At 43.5% G+C, this 16,163-nt stretch carries 13 protein-coding genes; 9 read left to right on the forward strand and 4 right to left on the reverse strand.

Translation table 11 applies throughout. From position 1 onward, the window contains the following. Nucleotides 1–177: 177 nt before the first annotated feature. From MSG36_RS09855 to MSG36_RS09880, 6 genes are all read left to right on the forward strand, one after another. Nucleotides 178–960: a hypothetical protein gene (locus MSG36_RS09855; RefSeq protein WP_248367551.1), complete on the forward strand. Its 783-nt coding sequence runs from the start codon at nucleotides 178–180 to the stop codon at nucleotides 958–960. A gap of 106 nt (nucleotides 961–1,066) precedes the next feature. Next, entirely contained in the window at nucleotides 1,067–2,662 is a 1,596-nt protein-coding gene (locus MSG36_RS09860) for an MFS transporter (protein WP_248367553.1), read from the forward strand. A 180-nt stretch (nucleotides 2,663–2,842) separates the two neighbouring features. Then, nucleotides 2,843–3,574: a winged helix-turn-helix domain-containing protein gene (locus MSG36_RS09865; protein ID WP_248367555.1), complete on the forward strand. Its 732-nt coding sequence runs from the start codon at nucleotides 2,843–2,845 to the stop codon at nucleotides 3,572–3,574. Next, nucleotides 3,565–4,059 (forward strand): hypothetical protein, encoded by a 495-nt coding sequence (locus MSG36_RS09870; protein ID WP_248367557.1) that lies wholly within the window; start codon nucleotides 3,565–3,567, stop codon nucleotides 4,057–4,059. The genes MSG36_RS09865 and MSG36_RS09870 overlap by 10 nt, the downstream gene beginning before the upstream one ends. Before the next feature lie 180 nt (nucleotides 4,060–4,239). Further along, nucleotides 4,240–5,175 carry a ribosome biogenesis GTPase YlqF gene (gene ylqF, locus MSG36_RS09875; RefSeq protein WP_050646173.1) on the forward strand — a complete coding sequence of 312 codons (936 nt, stop codon included), beginning with the start codon at nucleotides 4,240–4,242 and terminating at the stop codon, nucleotides 5,173–5,175. Between the two features lie 282 nt (nucleotides 5,176–5,457). After that, the gene (locus MSG36_RS09880; protein WP_164091088.1) at nucleotides 5,458–6,483 is read left to right on the forward strand and encodes a GGDEF domain-containing protein; all 1,026 of its coding nucleotides are present in this window, start codon (nucleotides 5,458–5,460) and stop codon (nucleotides 6,481–6,483) included. A 173-nt stretch (nucleotides 6,484–6,656) separates the two neighbouring features. On the opposite strand, the gene MSG36_RS09885 is transcribed toward MSG36_RS09880, so the two are convergent. Further along, nucleotides 6,657–7,202 carry a GNAT family N-acetyltransferase gene (locus tag MSG36_RS09885; RefSeq protein WP_048613495.1) on the reverse strand — a complete coding sequence of 182 codons (546 nt, stop codon included), beginning with the start codon at nucleotides 7,200–7,202 and terminating at the stop codon, nucleotides 6,657–6,659. A 167-nt stretch (nucleotides 7,203–7,369) separates the two neighbouring features. Between MSG36_RS09885 and MSG36_RS09890 the strand changes: the two genes are divergently transcribed. The 3 genes from MSG36_RS09890 to MSG36_RS09900 all read left to right on the forward strand — a co-directional run bounded on the left by MSG36_RS09890 (nucleotide 7,370) and on the right by MSG36_RS09900 (nucleotide 10,656). Next, nucleotides 7,370–8,512 carry a fatty acid desaturase gene (locus MSG36_RS09890; protein WP_050634213.1) on the forward strand — a complete coding sequence of 381 codons (1,143 nt, stop codon included), beginning with the start codon at nucleotides 7,370–7,372 and terminating at the stop codon, nucleotides 8,510–8,512. Nucleotides 8,513–8,791: 279 nt separating this feature from the next. Then, entirely contained in the window at nucleotides 8,792–10,162 is a 1,371-nt protein-coding gene (locus MSG36_RS09895; protein WP_248367559.1) for an endonuclease/exonuclease/phosphatase family protein, read from the forward strand. Nucleotides 10,163–10,365: 203 nt separating this feature from the next. Then, nucleotides 10,366–10,656, forward strand: a complete 291-nt coding sequence (locus MSG36_RS09900; protein WP_048615323.1) for a putative quinol monooxygenase — start codon at nucleotides 10,366–10,368, stop codon at nucleotides 10,654–10,656. Nucleotides 10,657–10,886: 230 nt separating this feature from the next. Here the strand turns inward: MSG36_RS09900 and manA are convergent, their stop codons facing one another. The 3 genes from manA to mngB are packed head-to-tail and all read right to left on the reverse strand — an operon-like array spanning nucleotide 10,887 to nucleotide 15,943. Next, the gene (gene manA, locus MSG36_RS09905) at nucleotides 10,887–12,074 is read right to left on the reverse strand and encodes a mannose-6-phosphate isomerase, class I (RefSeq protein ID WP_081230495.1); all 1,188 of its coding nucleotides are present in this window, start codon (nucleotides 12,072–12,074) and stop codon (nucleotides 10,887–10,889) included. Nucleotides 12,075–12,076: 2 nt separating this feature from the next. Then, nucleotides 12,077–13,243, reverse strand: a complete 1,167-nt coding sequence (locus tag MSG36_RS09910; RefSeq protein WP_248367561.1) for a glycerate kinase — start codon at nucleotides 13,241–13,243, stop codon at nucleotides 12,077–12,079. A 45-nt stretch (nucleotides 13,244–13,288) separates the two neighbouring features. Further along, a complete protein-coding gene (mngB, locus tag MSG36_RS09915; RefSeq protein WP_248367563.1) occupies nucleotides 13,289–15,943 on the reverse strand; it encodes a mannosylglycerate hydrolase in 2,655 nt (884 codons plus the stop codon). Between the last annotated feature and the right edge of the window lie 220 nt (nucleotides 15,944–16,163).

The following is a 16,163-nucleotide window of genomic DNA, read 5'->3' on the forward strand; positions in this document are numbered from 1 at the left end:
AAAAAGTGACACATAATTTGTTGGTTTAGTTTTGTTTCATCTGCGAACTTCCGCTCTTAACATAGCCTCGATTTCACAAATAACGAGTCCATACAGACGTTCCCCAGAAACAACAGTGCTACACGACTGACCATAATGTCGGCCTCAAAAGCACGATGTAAACCAAAAGGTCTACCCATGAAAAAAATGCAGTTTATTACGTTTCCTTTACTTCTGAGCACACCATTTGCTTTTGCCGAAGAATCAGTACAAGACATGTCAGATCCACTCGCCATTTATACCCAAGCAGGTATTGGTTTCTCTAACCACGGTATCAACTTAAAAGTAGGAGCGACCTATAACACAGGAGTCAGTACCGAAGTAGGAATGAATATCTTTGAAGTGAAAGGATTCGCAGGGGATTCTTTAGGATGGAGCGGTTCGAGTGAGCGTAATAATTCGATTGATTCAATCCGATATCGTAACTTTGAAGTTGACCTGACCAATGGCCGAGGTAGCCAAATAGACGTCAATTACGCCACCGCGACAAACGCAGGTGCGCAAGAAATTGGCACCATGTCTTATTCCATGATCCAAGCGTTACCATCATTTGGACCTATCACCCTCTTCCCTTTAGCGGGAGCCGGTTTTGCATTTGGTAATAACCTTGATAAAGCAGGGCTAACTTCAAGTAATGGGTACACGGTTCCTGGCACCTTGGCTGTTGTTGGTACCTACAGCAAAATCACACTTACCGACAAGATTTGGCTTAACTACAACCCAATGTATATGATGACTCTGTCGGGAACAGACACCTTTAAAGACTACTTCTTCGAAAACAGTGACAGTGTTTTGGTCCACGAATTTACCGCTTCTTACCAGTTCAACCCTCGATTCAACATACGTTACTTCGCGAACTGGAGCGAAAATGTTGACATTTCAGATGGCGCACACCGCGTAGAGTTTAATTACCAGTTCTAACACTTGAAATGAGGCTCCAACGGGAGCCTCTGCCGACTAAAAGGTGCCAAGCACTATGAATTTTATCTACTTAATAACTCAATTTTAGTTTTGTTTGGAGTGTATTATGGACACAACATCTGATTCATCTAAATCCCACGTTACCCGTTTGATCATTGCGCTTTGCCTTGCGCAGTTTTGTATATCAGCGGATATTGCTACCATGGCGATAGCCACCAGTGCCTTGATTGCAGAGTTCAACTCGAATGTCGACGCACTAAAAATCGCAGGTACTATCTATCCATTGGTTGGGGCGTCATTGATGCTAACGAGTGGAATCCTTGGTTTGTATATTGGTTGGAGACGCTTGTTAATATGCGGACTTGTTTTTGGGGTGCTGTCTTCAGTCTCAAAGCTTTACGCGCCATCCATAGAATGGATAACCATGGTTTCGCGCACGTTGTCAGGTTTAGCCGGCGTTGCGATCCTGCCTTCCTCCATCGCCTTAGTCGTTGGGCACTTTCCCACTTACAAGCGCGCCAATATATTTGGGTTGCTTGCCGCCGCAACAGGCTTGGCAGCCGCGATTGTTCCAATAGTTAGTGGTTGGATGTTGGATAACTTAGCGTGGTTTAGTGGTTTTATCGTTACCGGCGTTTTTTATGGTGTGGCATTGGTTTGTACAATCCTCTGGATCACTCCACTAAATAACCAGAAACCTAAGAAGTTTGATAAATCTGGCAGCGTATTAAGCGCAAGTAGCATGTTGTTGATTATATTTGGCTTATTGAAATCTCCTGAATGGGGAGTCCTGCAGAACAACTCACCCTATGATTTACCTATTTACCTTTCATTTATGAGCCCAGCGATCTGGCTAATCATTCTTGGAATAGCCCTATTCGCTTTGTTTATCAAACATGAACAGAAGTTTGAGCGTAAACACGATAGCTCATTGATTCCAAGTTCGTGGTTTCATAACAGGCAGTTTCTTCTTGGGGTAATCATCATTGTATCGATGTACGTGATCTTCGGCGGACTCAACTTCACGCTAGTCGCATTTTTACAAATCGCCATAGACTTATCGGCTCTGCAGACGGGCATTATTATTTTGGTTTTCGCAATCAGTCTGATTGTGTTTTCAATCATCACCCCTATAGCTTTAAAACAATTTAATGAAAAGTACATTTCTCTTAGTGCCTTCGCCCTGTGTTGCGGAGCTGCTGGGTTAGCATGGCTTTGCTCATCAGCCTATGAAGTCAATCGGATGATTTACCTGGCTATGGTTATTTTTGGTGCAGGGATTGGAATGTTGTCATCCCAATCAATAGTCATAATAACCAAAGCAGTTGGAGAAAAAGACGCAGAACGAGTAGGTGGAGTTCAAGCCACACTGAGAAACATTGGCATCGCCATTGGGGTTTCTGTTATTGCAGGGATTGGCCAAGCAAACATGGAACATGAGATACGTACGCAGGTCAGTTCACACGCTCAATACTCACACGCAATTAAACAGGCCGTAGGAACCAGTCAGACCATTCCGTATATTACGGATAGCCAACTTAATCAATATTTATCCGCTACTAAAATTCCCAAAACTGAACATAGCAAACTTTTAAAGCTCAACGCAGAGTCACGTTTAATCAACTTCCATTCATCAATTTTACTTCTATTTACGGTCGGATTGATCGGAGTCTGTGCCTGCAGTAGGCTTGCTATAGAATAGCGCTAAGCCACGTTCTATAAGGTTCGTGGCCTATTTACCATCTCATTTTTATCTACAGCGTCATCAGGTTTTCAGAACCTCGACCACGGACACAGTTTCACCCTCAAAACACCCATATTTAATGACGATGTAATGACTAAAATGCGATAATAAAATCAGTTTCTATTCAGCCATTTACCTATGACCAAACTCACTTTAGAACCACCTATTTACCTAATTGGTGAATACTTGTATTCATCAACATCAGGGGTTTTGTCTAAAGACAATAACCTCACTCGATTAAGAGCAAAAGAGTCCGCTTTGCTGAATGCATTGATCAAACGGGTTCCTGAAGTACTTTCTCGAGAAAATATCGTTCAAGAGCTTTATGAAAACACCTATGCGACGGATGCGACGATTAACCAACTGGTCAAACGTTTAAGAAAAGCTTTGGGAGACGACCAACGCTCATTTATTCGTACTATTCCCAAACAAGGATACTTATTAGCAATAGCACCTAAACTAATTGAAGAACATCCCCATGTTTCGCCAGAAATCCCAGCAAAGTATTTAGCTGTTGAGCACGGTGATTTCGATCCTGTTGATGTCAAAGTCGAGGAACTGAACCGTGTAAACAACAGTAAGATTCAACCTCGGGATGAAAGTCGTTTACAACGCTTTGGGGCGGTGACTGTAATCGGTTGTTTATTGGCAGTAGCGATAGGTTACGGACTAGGCTCTTCATTCGCTCCATCGACACGTTATTTAGAACAAGTTTCAGTGCTCGACGCGGAAATCCAACACATAGATACACTATCCCAGACACCAACAGTGGTTATCGACAAAGACCAACAGGTTATGACCATCTACTTAAAAGACGATGAAGAAACTGTTCATTGTGCTTACCAAGAGCAAGTGACCTTATGCAATTAAAATCGAAACACTATAAAGTGCTCATGATGTGGGCTACCTGTGTCGCGTTTGGTTATCTATTATTCCAACTTAACTACACGCCAACTAAACCGTTTACTGGCTTTTGGAGTGGACACACGACCGTTAATTATGTCGAGCGCTCATTAAGTATCAGGACTCAACTCATCATCGATGGTCCCGAGTCTGAGAGTGCACGGTTAATTACCATTTTCGAACCTAAATCGGATTCTGCAACACCGTTTCAAACGAGTGTAACCAGCAATATCCAAGTTCAAGGACGAGTTGACTCAAAGATCACCTTCTCGTTAACCGAGCTGAATTACACTAACAAAGAAGCACTAGAAGCTTATTTAAATCGCGAGTTACCACGAACGGGTAGCTTGGTTTCGGGTAAGTCATGGGCCGTCGATGATGATGAAATCTTCATGTACCTAACCCTCTCGTTCGGGGAAAAAATGGGCGTTGTTCTTAAGCGTCGCGAATAATAACTCCAAACATTCAGTCTTGGCGACGTAATCCCTTGTTCCAATTCATTCAGCATCAGCTAAAATCAATGTGAGAGGACGATAAAGCGATATCTTTATCGTCCCTTTATAGATATACCTTTACACGTATCATCCAACCCTTACAATGTGCAGCAAATATATTTATCAAGGTTTATCTCTATGTCTATTCAATGGTTTCCGGGTCACATGCATAAAGCCCGCAAAGAAATCGAAGAAGTTATCCCACAGGTTGATGTGATCATCGAAGTACTGGACGCTCGTATCCCGTTCAGTAGTGAAAACCCAATGATCTCTTCACTGCGCGGCGATAAGCCTTGTGTAAAAGTGTTGAACAAGCGCGACCTTGCCGATCCTGAGCTCACTGAACGTTGGATTGAACACTTCGAGAAAGAGCAAGGCGTTAAAGCGATTGCGATTACGACTAGTGTAAAAGAAGAAGTGAACCACGTTATGGAGCTAGTACGTAAACTGGCACCGCACCGTGAACAGATGGGCAAGAACATTCGTACAATGATCATGGGCATCCCGAACGTGGGTAAATCGACCATCATCAACTGCTTGGCTGGACGTACGATTGCGGTTACTGGTAACCAACCTGCGGTAACTCGTCGTCAACAACGTATCAATCTGCAGAATGGCGTGATCCTTTCTGATACACCTGGAATCCTTTGGCCTAAAGTAGAAAACCCACACAGTGGCTTCCGCTTGGCTGCAACAGGTGCTGTAAAAGATACAGCAATGGAATACGATGAAGTGGCATTCTACACAGTAGAATACCTAGCAAAGCAGTACCCTAACCTTTTGCAAGAACGTTACCAAATTGAAGAACTGCCAGAGTCTGACATCGAATTGATGGAAGCGATTGGTCGTAAGCGTGGTGCACTTCGTGCCGGTGGACATATCGACATTCACAAATGTTCAGAAATCCTGCTTCACGAATTGCGTAATGGCACTTTAGGTAAGGTAACGCTTGAGTTGCCAGAAATGATCACACAAGAGCTGATCGAAGTTGAAGAAGCGGCTGCGCTGAAAGCGGAACAACAGATTAAGAAAAAAGAAGAGCGTCGTAAGCGTTACTTGAAGAACAAGCGTTAATCGCGATTAGTTTTTATAATCTGCTTTAGTTTCTATTTACCACTCTTACACCTACCTCTAGATATTCACGCTCTATCGATAATAGAGCGTGAATATTGCCCGCTACCGTTTGTTGATCTAGCTAACATACTGACAAATCTATAGAAATGGTCGTTTACAATCCCAAAGACTGTGACATACTACGCAAATTATTGTGTATCAATCTCGGCTAATTTCTCAATGCGCTCTTATTCTGGGTTCAAGAATCAAAGATTTAAAACCTATTTCGATAATGAAATTTATTTGCCGTACATAAATTTCATCTACATCCCTATCTCAATATTCTGTGCTTTTATCGTCACCGACTACATCCACTTTGGTAGCGAGTGCATTACGCCTATCATTTTCCGAGTCATACTTTTTTTATTGATGATGGCCGCCGCCAGATACTGTATTACAAACAAACCCAACGTATTGGAACTCGTAGAAAGTGCCTTCCTTGTAATTAGCTCACTTTTCTTGGTCTATGTCGGTCGACTAGCCATCGAGCTGAACAACTTCGATTACCAAGGTGGCATCATTTTAGTGATGATCTACATTGGTACGTTTTCAAGATTGTCAGCCAGATACAGTATATCTACGCTGTCGTTTATCTTTTTGGCTTATCTCATCGGCCTTGCGCCACTGCTTTATGAAGTGGAGCCAGAGCATGAAATAGAAACAATTTCCGTTTATATTTCGGCTTACATCCTGATCTCAGCGGCTTGTATAAGACGTGACTTGGAAGTACACAAGCGTTTCGCTCAATCCGAGCAACTCCGCAAACAAGCGATTCAACTTCGCAAGCAATCTAATATGTTCGAGGCCCTTTCCTATCAAGACGCACTAACGGGCTGCTACAACCGCCTTTATCTTCATCAGGTGATAGAACCGAGCATAGACCGTCAGCGATCCATTACATCGATCATGATAGATATTGATCATTTCAAATCGATTAACGACACCTACGGCCATCAAATGGGTGACATGGTGATTAAAGAACTGGCCGATGAAATTCAAAAACGACTACCGACTAGCAGTAACTGCTTTCGATACGGCGGTGAAGAGTTTTTGGTGCTGGTCCAAGGAGAAACCGAGGCTTCAATTGAATCGCTGGTTAATGCCCTTTTAGAATCCCCTACTCGCCTTAGATTAGAAGTAACAATTTCAATCGGTGTGAAACATGCCCCTCAAGCCCTTGGTTCTGTCGAGCAGCTTATCGACGACGCTGACCAAGCACTCTACATTTCGAAAAAAGGCGGTAGAAATAAGATCACATGGTGTGATTAGTCGGCCAATATTTCACGCTCCTTAGCGATTCATTTAATGACCACCAATTCAATCAAAAAAGCCCCGAACAATTTAATGCTCGGGGCTTTTGTCTTTGTTCTTCTGCTTTAAATTAGCTTCGATAAGAACCTGCTATTTGCTACTCAGCAAAACCAGTATTCAACAAGAATCGACTAAGAATACACGACGCTTGCTGTTTTCTGTTCAAGTTCAACGGGAGAGTTCCAAGAAATCACTTTCTCGTTCACTTGGCTGCCGCATGGCGCGTTCCAAACTTGCTCGAGTTCTTCTTTGCCGCCAATCGCTTCATAAAAAGCTATCGCTTGGTGGTTCTCAGACATCACCTCTAGGTAGAGCCCTGAGTCCGAATAGTATTGTTGCAACCACTTCGATAGTTCAGACAACAGACGCTTGCCTACACCTCGACCACGATAATTATTGTCTACGTGTAACGCATCGATGAACGTGCCACGTTCAAAGTTGTGATTACCGAACGCGCAGACGAAACCAACCAGTAAACCGCCTTCTTCAAGCAATAAAACATGTTGGTTGAAAGGAGGATTAATCAAACGAGTCTGCCAAATAACAGATCTGTCCTCCAAAACATCATTTTCTAAGTAATCATCAGCAAGAATGCCACGGTAATATAGCTTCCAGCTATCCGCGTGTAATTGGGCAATCCGCTCATAATCTTTATATTCAGCTACCTTAATTTCCATTTATTAGCCCTTAGTACTTCCATTTATGACTTGCTACTACATTTCACACTACCTTTATACAATATTTAAGCAAAACATACTAATACACGTTTACACTTTCAATATTGACTTACACGTGTACGCTGATATTCTAGCGCACAGATGTAAGCCCAATTGGAAATTTGCTAATGAATAGTGCCGACAAACAATCTACAAAAAAGCCGCCATTAATCTGGCTCAATATTTTTGTGTTCTCTTTTAGTATGCTGCTTGCTGTTGTAGCAGCTCCCGTTTATGGCTACTTTTTTGGCTATGGCATGGAGCACTGGATATGGCTAGCAATCTGCTTTACGTTCTGTAACCTTTCAATCACGACGGGTTATCACCGTTTATGGTCACACAAAGCGTTTGAAGCGCATTCAAGCCTAAGATTCCTGTTTGCTTTAGGTGGCGCATTTGCCCTGCAGAACAGCGCGCTACACTGGTCTTCTGATCACCGTGTGCATCACAAGCATGTCGATAACAACGACAAAGACCCATATTCTGCAAAACGTGGATTTTGGTACTCACACATTGGCTGGATGATTCGTAATTACAGCACCTCAATGTACGAAAACTACGAAAACTGCCGTGACCTTAAAAAAGACAAGATTGTTATGTGGCAGCACAAGCACTATGTTCTGTTAGCATTACTAATGAACTTCGGTGTTCCTATCGCTTTAGGTGTTATTTACGGTGACGTACTTGGCATGTTGTTAATCGTAGGCGCGGTTCGTTTGGTACTTAATCACCACACAACATTCTTCATTAACTCCCTTGCTCACATCTGGGGTAGCCAACCTTTTACCGACAAAAACACAGCCCGTGATAACGGTGTGTTAGCGGTTCTTACTTTTGGCGAAGGTTACCATAACTTCCACCACATCTTTGAGAACGACTACCGTAACGGCATCTACTGGTGGCAATACGATCCAACAAAGTGGTTGATCAAGAGTGCTTCGTTGATGGGTCTGGCAAGTAAGCTTAAGAAAACCCCTCAAGCTCGTATCGAGAAAGCTGAAGCGTCAATGTTACTTAAACGCACCCAGCAAAAAATCATGCATCGTGCCGACAAGCAACAAATCGCGGAGAAGCTTCAACAAGAGTTTGATGCTCTAGTATCAAACATGAACGAGTATTACGAAGTTAAAAAGCAGCTACTTGAAAGCAAGCGCGAAGACGTTGTGAAAAAGTACGAACACTCAGTTCTTAAGGTTCGTTATCAGCAAATCAAAATGAATTTCGAACGACAGAAGAAAAATTGGGCAATGACGGTTGAGCAATACGCTTAAGGTAAAACAGTACGCTTAACACCCCAGTAACAACACAGTTTGATTCTTATTCAAAAGCCCTCATATTGCTATGAGGGCTTTTTTAATTCACAGCTCTAATTAAACCCATGAATTTTAAGTCTTTATTCTAATAAAAGACACTAGTTCCAAATGTCACATTTTCAATGCAACAAAATGTCATCTTGGAGCCTTACCTGTGACAAATATCACTTACAGAATGATGTCCATCTCATAATATGCGCGTCCCAAATTTCTTTCAGCAAATAGCGGACCCACTTTATGAAATTGTTAAAAACATCTATCGTTTTCGCCATCTCTTCTGCACTTCTAATTGGTTGTAGCAGCGACACTGACTACGTTCAACCTGAAGAAGTTAAGATCGCTACCTATAATTTGTCATTTGACCGCGCAACCTTTCAAGATCTCGTAACTGAAATGCAAATCGAACCTAGCGCTCAAGCGACGTTGGTGTCAGATTATTTGGATAATACAATTAGCGCTGCTGACAAAGAAACAGCAGCGAAAGTTATTCAGATCCGCAACGTCGCAGCCGTAATTCAAAAGAATCGTCCTGATGTGCTAATGATGGCTGAGTTTAACAACGACGGGACAGGTACTGATAAGTCAGCGCTAGAAGGTTTTCAAAAGAACTATCTTTCTGTTGCTCAAAGTATTGAAGGCGCAGGTGGTGACGCGAACCTAGAGCCAATTTCATACCCATATTTTGAAAGCTACTCTACCAACACAGGTTTATTAAACGAATTTGGTTTTGATTTAGATAACGATGGTACTCCTGGAACATTGCCAGGAGATGCATGGGGCTTCGGTTTCTACCATGGTCAATACGCGTTTGCTCTAATGTCTAAGTATGAGATAGACACTGCCAACACACGTACATTCCAAGAGTTCAAATGGAAAGATCTTGAAGGTGCAACTATTCCAACAATCACTGTTTGTGATGGGTCAAATACAATCCCTGCAGGCATGAGTTGCGGCGATGAGTGGTACTCAGCTGAAGAGTGGGAAGAAGTTCGTTTATCTTCAAAGAACCACGTTGATGCACCAATCCTAATCCCTACCAAAGATGGTACAGAAACCGTTCACTTATTGATGTCACACCCCACTCCACCCGCTTTCGATGTAGGTAAGAACATTGAACAAAACGCAGCAGAAGTAGACTTCTGGCACCAATACATCCAAAACAAGTCATTCATCTATGACGATTCAGGAAAAACTGGTGGCTTAGAGCAAGGTAAACACTTTGTAATGATGGGCGATCAAAACCTAGACCCAGTAGATGGCGATGGTATTAGTTCTGTAATGCAGGACTTGCACAATGATGCATTAGTTAACCAAGATGTCACCAATGGCAGCTTGTATCCAACAAGTTATGGTGCCGCTGAACATGCGGTAGATAAATCATCGTCTCACCCACAGCCAAACCGTATCACTTCGACATTTGGACTTGCTGTAGATTACGCACTTCCGTCCGCTTCATTAAACATTGTTGAATCTGGTGTTTATTGGTCTGCTTCATACGAAGAAGGACGCAAGCTATTCAATGACTCACGAATTGGTGATTATGGTAACGGAAAAGACGTATCATCTGATCACCGAATGATCTGGGTAAAGGCTGATTTCAGTCACTAACCCATTCAATTGAGACCTACGAAGCCCTCTTGTTTCTATGAGGGCTTTTTAATAAGCGTAACCGATAGCCCTTAACTCTATACTCTCGAGTTTGAATTGTGGATGCTAAGAACCATAGTTATTGGATTTCAGAACTCTTTCTTCAGTCTGAATTTATACTTACATTACTTGAACTTATCGAGTTTAAAGCGAAGGAATTGAAAATGAGCAAACTGACTATTATTGCAACGATCGTCTCTAAAGAAGACAAAACAGAGCTTGTAAAAGCTGAGATGATTAAATTGATCGATAAAACCCGTGTTGAAGACGGCTGTATTAACTACGATCTGCACCAAGACAACAGTAACCCTGCTCACTTCGTTTTTCATGAGAACTGGGAGTCTGAAGCTCATCTAGAGAAACACTTAGCGAGCCAACACATCGCTGACTACATGGCTGCGACTGAAGGTTGTATTGAAACCTTTGTGCTTAATAAAATGACGCACATTGCTTAACCAGTCACTCATTACTGATTCAATAAAAACCCTGCTCTGATCGCAGGGTTTGTCTTTTCAACAGGCTTATATTTGCTCATTCTAACAATGAAAAAACCCGCCAGAGTAGCGGGTATGGTCAATAATCATGACTGTAAAAGACAGATAGGTAACAACCATCAATCCAATATTGAGTACCACTTTACGGTAGCACTCTGACATTTCTTTTGCTGATCGCTAGCACGGGGGCACTAGTTAAAAGCACGAGCCAAAATGCCATTCCCTTGATATTGGTAAACACTTGAATTACTACTTACAAAGACCGATTCTCCGGGCTTAAGAGAAACTGTACGACCTTCTGAGGTAATGGTCGCCTCTCCTTCCACACAGAACAATATCTCCGCGCTACGTAAATACTGTGACTTGCTCTCATCAGTCGCAGATAAGATATCAAAGCCAAAGTCATCCACCGGAATCGGATAGCTCATCTTGCCCTCTTTCAATACAGGCTTAAGACGAATATCTTCTGGCTTAATCGGCTCAAAGATCGTGTTGTCGATAAGCTCAGGGACATCGATATATTTGGGTGTGAGACCTGCACGCAGCACATTGTCTGAGTTTGCCATGATCTCCAAGCCTGTGCCCTGAACATAAGCATGTGGGGTTTCTGCGAACAGGAACATCGCTTCACCCGGCGCCAATTCAACCGTGTTGAGCATCAATGGGGCGAACAAACCAATATCACCCGGATAGTGCTGTTTGAATTCAATGCTGTATTGCAAAGCTTCACGTCCCATGACCGTTTTTGCTGGTCGCGCATGTGCAGCATAAAGTTCATTAAGCGCAGACGCTTTGCGGTCACCTTCAAGAGACATAATTGCGCTAAAGAAAGACTTTAGAGAATCACTGTCGGCATTGGCTTTTAGTACATTAAGTTCAATCGCTAACGAAGGAATATCCGCTTCTTCGAACAAAGCAATAATATCTACGATTGGACGAAAGCCATTCATCGCTTTGTAAAAGGTCAACGCATAAACCAACTCAGGTTTATGATTTGGATCTTTGTAGTTACGATTAGACGCATTCAAAGGGATGCCAAGTGCATTCTCTCGCTCAAAACCTAATTCTGATTTTCGCTTGTTCGGGTGAACCTGAATTGATAATGGTGTTTCAGCGGCCAACACCTTAAACAGGAAAGGTAATTCACCAAAACGTGCCGCCGTGTACCCGCCTAAGACATCGATTTTGTTTTCATCAATCATGTGAGAAAGCGACTCACCGGTATCACCTACTTTTGAGCAACCATTAGGATGAGCACCCATCCAAATTTCTGCTTGCGGTTCTTGGTTTGGGTTCACAATACCAAACAGTTGGTTGATGGAGTCTTTGCTTCCCCATGCGTAGTTTTGAATAACGTTGTCGAGTTTAAATAGAGACATAATTACTTCTCATTAAAAATCTGGCTGCCAAGCTTGAGCGTGGCGGCGATATTACGGGCAGTGCGAGTCAGGTTTTGATTCGCTTCTGATAAAACTTGATCTAAAGACTGAGGTGAACGTACGGTTCCAAATAAGCTAGACATTGAACCGTAAAGCTTTTCAACGTCTTGCCCCAAAGAGCCCGCAATTCCAATGGTTGGAATACTCAACTTTTGAGCTCGCTGAGCGATGCCGAAAGGTGTTTTACCTTGCAGGGTTTGGTTATCCATCTGTCCCTCTCCGGTCACGACCAGTGAAGCACCTTCAAGAACCTTATCTGCATCCAAAGCATCTAATACCATCTCAATACCCGCTTTAATTTGGATATTGAATGCAAGACTTAACCCCAGAGGTGTGCCACCAGCAGCACCAAAACCAGCTGTGTCGCGATGATTGGTACCCGTATGTGTTTGAGCGATATCGGCAAAGTGACCGATCGCAGTATCAAGTTGTTCAACTTGAACTTTTGATGATCCCTTCTGCGGACCAAACACGGCACTGGCTCCGCTTTCACCACATAGAGGATTATTCACATCACATGCGACAACGAACGTCACTTCTTTGCATTTAGGGTGCAGTCCATCAAGATCGATGCTTGCTAACTGACTTAACTCGGCACCGCCACCAGATAGCTCGTTGCCTTGCTTGTCTAATAGCTGGCCTCCCAACGCTTGTAAGATGCCAGCACCTGCGTCATTGGTGGCACTACCGCCCAGACCAATGATGATTTGTTCTACGCCTTTATCTAGCGCATCTTTGATCAGCAACCCTGTGCCGTAAGATGATGCTGTAAGAGGTGATCTTTCTTCTACGGTTAATCGATCTAAACCCGATGCTTGAGCAAACTCCACCAAGGCAGTTTTTACCTTTTTTCCATCAACAGCCTGCTCTAAGGATGCCCAGTAAGCCGTACATTCACGTCCGATTGGATCCGTCGTGTGCAGCCGTTGTTTCTTACCATTAAGCGCGTCTAGCAACACGTCTACCGTGCCTTCTCCGCCATCGGCGAGTGGCATTTTCACAAACTCTGCGTGAGGAAAAACGTCAGCGAATCCACGCTCAATACAAGACGCAACTTGATGAGCGTCGAGTGATTCTTTGAATGAATCGGGGGCAATTACAATTTTCATTGTCGGTCACCATTCCCGCCCACCAAGGTGAGCGGGCGATTGAAATTAGAATTTGATTTGGAATGTTTTCGCTTGGCAAGAAGCCAGTTCGCCAAAAGACAAGTCACCAAAGGTTTCAGTTGCTAAATCACCTTCACGAACGCGTTCGTCCATGCTTGTCTCTTTCCAGCTTGAAACCACTTGAGTGAAAAAGATTGAATCCGATACTGAACCCGTTTCTGCTGGGTTGTAGACACGCATGATCAACGCATCTTCGTCTTCCGCTTTCTTAAGCACACTTAATACCGCACCTGATTGTTGCTTAGATAGAAGGCTAAAGCTCATTGGTAGGTTTTGCTCGCCTACGTTTAGCTTCATCGCGTTGTAAGGGATCTTGTTGTAGCATTCGATTTGAGTGACATTGTCACGTGCTTGCGCCATGATGTTCGCGTCAATGTGGTTGCCAGAGAAGCCACACAGTGTGAATTCACAGACCAACTTGCCGCGCACTTGTGAATCTGGGGTCGGAATCTTGATACCTGAAGGACGACCCGGACGAAGCAATAGCTCTTCTTTACCCAACACGCCGATACCGCGGAATAGTGTCAGTGCGAAAGTATCTCTATTCTCGTCACCTTGAGATGCAATCACTTCAAATTCACGTAGACCATTCGACATAATCGCCATACCGGCTTTGCCGTTTTCTAGCGCTGCGAAGTTCATTAACTGATACACAGGAACAGGTGCTTCTTTCCACTTCTCTTCTTCCCAAACCGCCATTGCTGGGTCATTGGTTGGTCGAGTAATACAACCGAACTGGTTATCTGCAACCACAGTTTCAGAAATAAATGGCGTTGGTACTAATACACGTACACGGTGGTCGTCGGCTTGGTTGTCCAATTCCATACGGACTTCGATGCGGCGAGAACCTTGCTTCAATACCACTTGGCATTGCGCTTCAACGAATCCGTTTTGACCCGTGCGTTCTTCACGCTCTGCAAGGTTTGCAGGTACGTTCATTCGGAAAGCGATGTTCGCTACCGATTGGAAGCCTTGGTGGTCAATCGATGTTTCGACTGGGAACTCGTCTGAGTACAGTAACCATTCTTGACGAGATGGAGAGTAATCGTACTCATCGCCGTCATCAGAACCGTCTTCCAAACGAAGTACTTGGTCGAATACTTGCTCTGTCTCTTTATCGAAAATAGTCAGAGTACCGTTGTCGTTTACATTAATTCGGTAGTATTCGTTCTCTAGCAAGTAGTCTTTCTGCTCTGCGACTTTAACTGCGCCCTTCTCGTTACCTTGGATGTGTAACGTGGTGAAGCCCATCGCTGGAACAGTGCGTTTGATTTGAATATCAAACTCCATGAACGGGTCGTAGTTACCGTAGTGAACGATTTGGCGGTCTACTTTACCTGGGTCAATTTGACGCTTGTCTTGGATGAAGTACTCAACTGGGTTTTCGTTTTCATCAAAGATTGAGAATTCTTGAGCGCGGATAGTGATAGTCGTGTTCACCACTTCTTCACGCTCGTATGGAGAAAGGTTAAACATCGCCAGCTTGTCGCAACCTTCGCGATCTGGCATGTGGTCAACAATCTTACGCTTGTAGAAATGAATCAGGTTGGTCGCCATGTCGTCCGCAAGGATGTAACGGTTTAGGATTTCAGCGTGAACCTTGTCAGAACAACAGCAGCCAATCGAGTCGTGAGCGTGGTTCTTCATGCTCTCTTTCCACATTTTCTCAATCAAACCGTGGTGGTATTCAAAGCCTAATGTCCAAGCGATAGACGCTAGCGGTTCTAAGATGTTTACAATCTTGTTTTCGATTTCCGCGTGGATCAGTTTGATATCCATACGCGTAGAAGAGATCGTACGGTGAACACGCATGTATTTACCGTCGTTGAACTCGCCTTTGATTGTGTCGAGTTGGTCGCGCGCCGCTTCTACTTTCTCGAACACTTCTTCGTAACGGCTCATTGAGAATTCACGATCTGGGTAGATTTCGCGAAGCTTGTCCATTACTTCAAAGATGTCTTTTTGAATCGGCATTTGGTCATGGCCATTCGGCAGCAAAATGTCTTTCGTTACCGATGGCTTTTCTAGCACTGGGAAGTACTTATCTAAACGAGCACGCAAGCCTTCTTCGTCTTGTGGAAGGTATTTGCCAATTGCGTAACCTAGCGGAAGCACTTGTGCCGTAACTTCACTGCCGTCGTTTGATTGCCATAAGAATTCTGTTTTATTCGTGCCATGACGTTCTGAACAACCACGCCAGAACATTGCACGCGTGATGTCGAAACCGTTGTAGATCATCGGCAGCTGTGAGCTCATGCTGAAAGAATCTGGTAGGTAACCGATCTTCATTGCATCGCCAAATTTCATACAGTCGCGAATGCCATACATCATGTTACGTACAATTGACTCACCAGAAACTTGCATTGTGTCGGTTTGAGAATACCAAGGGCCGATAATAAGCTTGCCCGCTTCAACCAATGCTTTTACGCGTTCTGTGTTTTCTGGTTTGATTGCGAAGTAGTCTTCTAGAACGGCGGTTTGACCATCTAGAACGTAGTATTTGTATTCTGGATCGCTCTCCAGACGGTTCATGATTTCTTCCATGTTGTTCACAAGAAGAATACGAGACTCTTCCGTTGTGAAATACCATTCACGATCCCAGTGCATGTGAGGAGTAATGTGTACGCGTGATGTAGTCATAATCATTTACCTAAATGTGTCGCTTCGAGTAAAACTAAAGTTCGAACCCAAATACGACTAAATTAAAGTTTTTCAAGGGTTTAAAATTGGCTGCCACTAAATTTAGGGTGCAGAAAACCACGCCCAGAATCTGTGTGAATAAAACCGTTAGGAGCACAGGTATTTAGGACAGCCAGTTGTTCGTTATTTTTTATATATTGATTTCGTAGTGAGTTAGGAG

The organism is Vibrio sp. 1CM8B (assembly GCF_023161685.1).
In the GTDB taxonomy this organism is placed as follows: Bacteria; Pseudomonadota; Gammaproteobacteria; order Enterobacterales; family Vibrionaceae; genus Vibrio; species Vibrio coralliirubri.

What these genes read in the sequence shown, in the direction of transcription:
- MSG36_RS09860 (WP_248367553.1), top strand. Translation starts at nt 1,067, where the DNA reads ATGGACACAACATCTGATTCATCTAAATCCCACGTTACCCGTTTGATC.
- MSG36_RS09855 (WP_248367551.1), top strand. Translation starts at nt 178, where the DNA reads ATGAAAAAAATGCAGTTTATTACGTTTCCTTTACTTCTGAGCACACCA.
- manA (WP_081230495.1), bottom strand. Translation starts at nt 12,074, where the DNA reads ATGTCTCTATTTAAACTCGACAACGTTATTCAAAACTACGCATGGGGA.
- MSG36_RS09865 (WP_248367555.1), top strand. Translation starts at nt 2,843, where the DNA reads ATGACCAAACTCACTTTAGAACCACCTATTTACCTAATTGGTGAATAC.
- mngB (WP_248367563.1), bottom strand. Translation starts at nt 15,943, where the DNA reads ATGACTACATCACGCGTACACATTACTCCTCACATGCACTGGGATCGT.
- MSG36_RS09900 (WP_048615323.1), top strand. Translation starts at nt 10,366, where the DNA reads ATGAGCAAACTGACTATTATTGCAACGATCGTCTCTAAAGAAGACAAA.
- MSG36_RS09910 (WP_248367561.1), bottom strand. Translation starts at nt 13,243, where the DNA reads ATGAAAATTGTAATTGCCCCCGATTCATTCAAAGAATCACTCGACGCT.
- MSG36_RS09870 (WP_248367557.1), top strand. Translation starts at nt 3,565, where the DNA reads ATGCAATTAAAATCGAAACACTATAAAGTGCTCATGATGTGGGCTACC.
- MSG36_RS09895 (WP_248367559.1), top strand. Translation starts at nt 8,792, where the DNA reads ATGAAATTGTTAAAAACATCTATCGTTTTCGCCATCTCTTCTGCACTT.
- MSG36_RS09890 (WP_050634213.1), top strand. Translation starts at nt 7,370, where the DNA reads ATGAATAGTGCCGACAAACAATCTACAAAAAAGCCGCCATTAATCTGG.
- MSG36_RS09885 (WP_048613495.1), bottom strand. Translation starts at nt 7,202, where the DNA reads ATGGAAATTAAGGTAGCTGAATATAAAGATTATGAGCGGATTGCCCAA.
- ylqF (WP_050646173.1), top strand. Translation starts at nt 4,240, where the DNA reads ATGTCTATTCAATGGTTTCCGGGTCACATGCATAAAGCCCGCAAAGAA.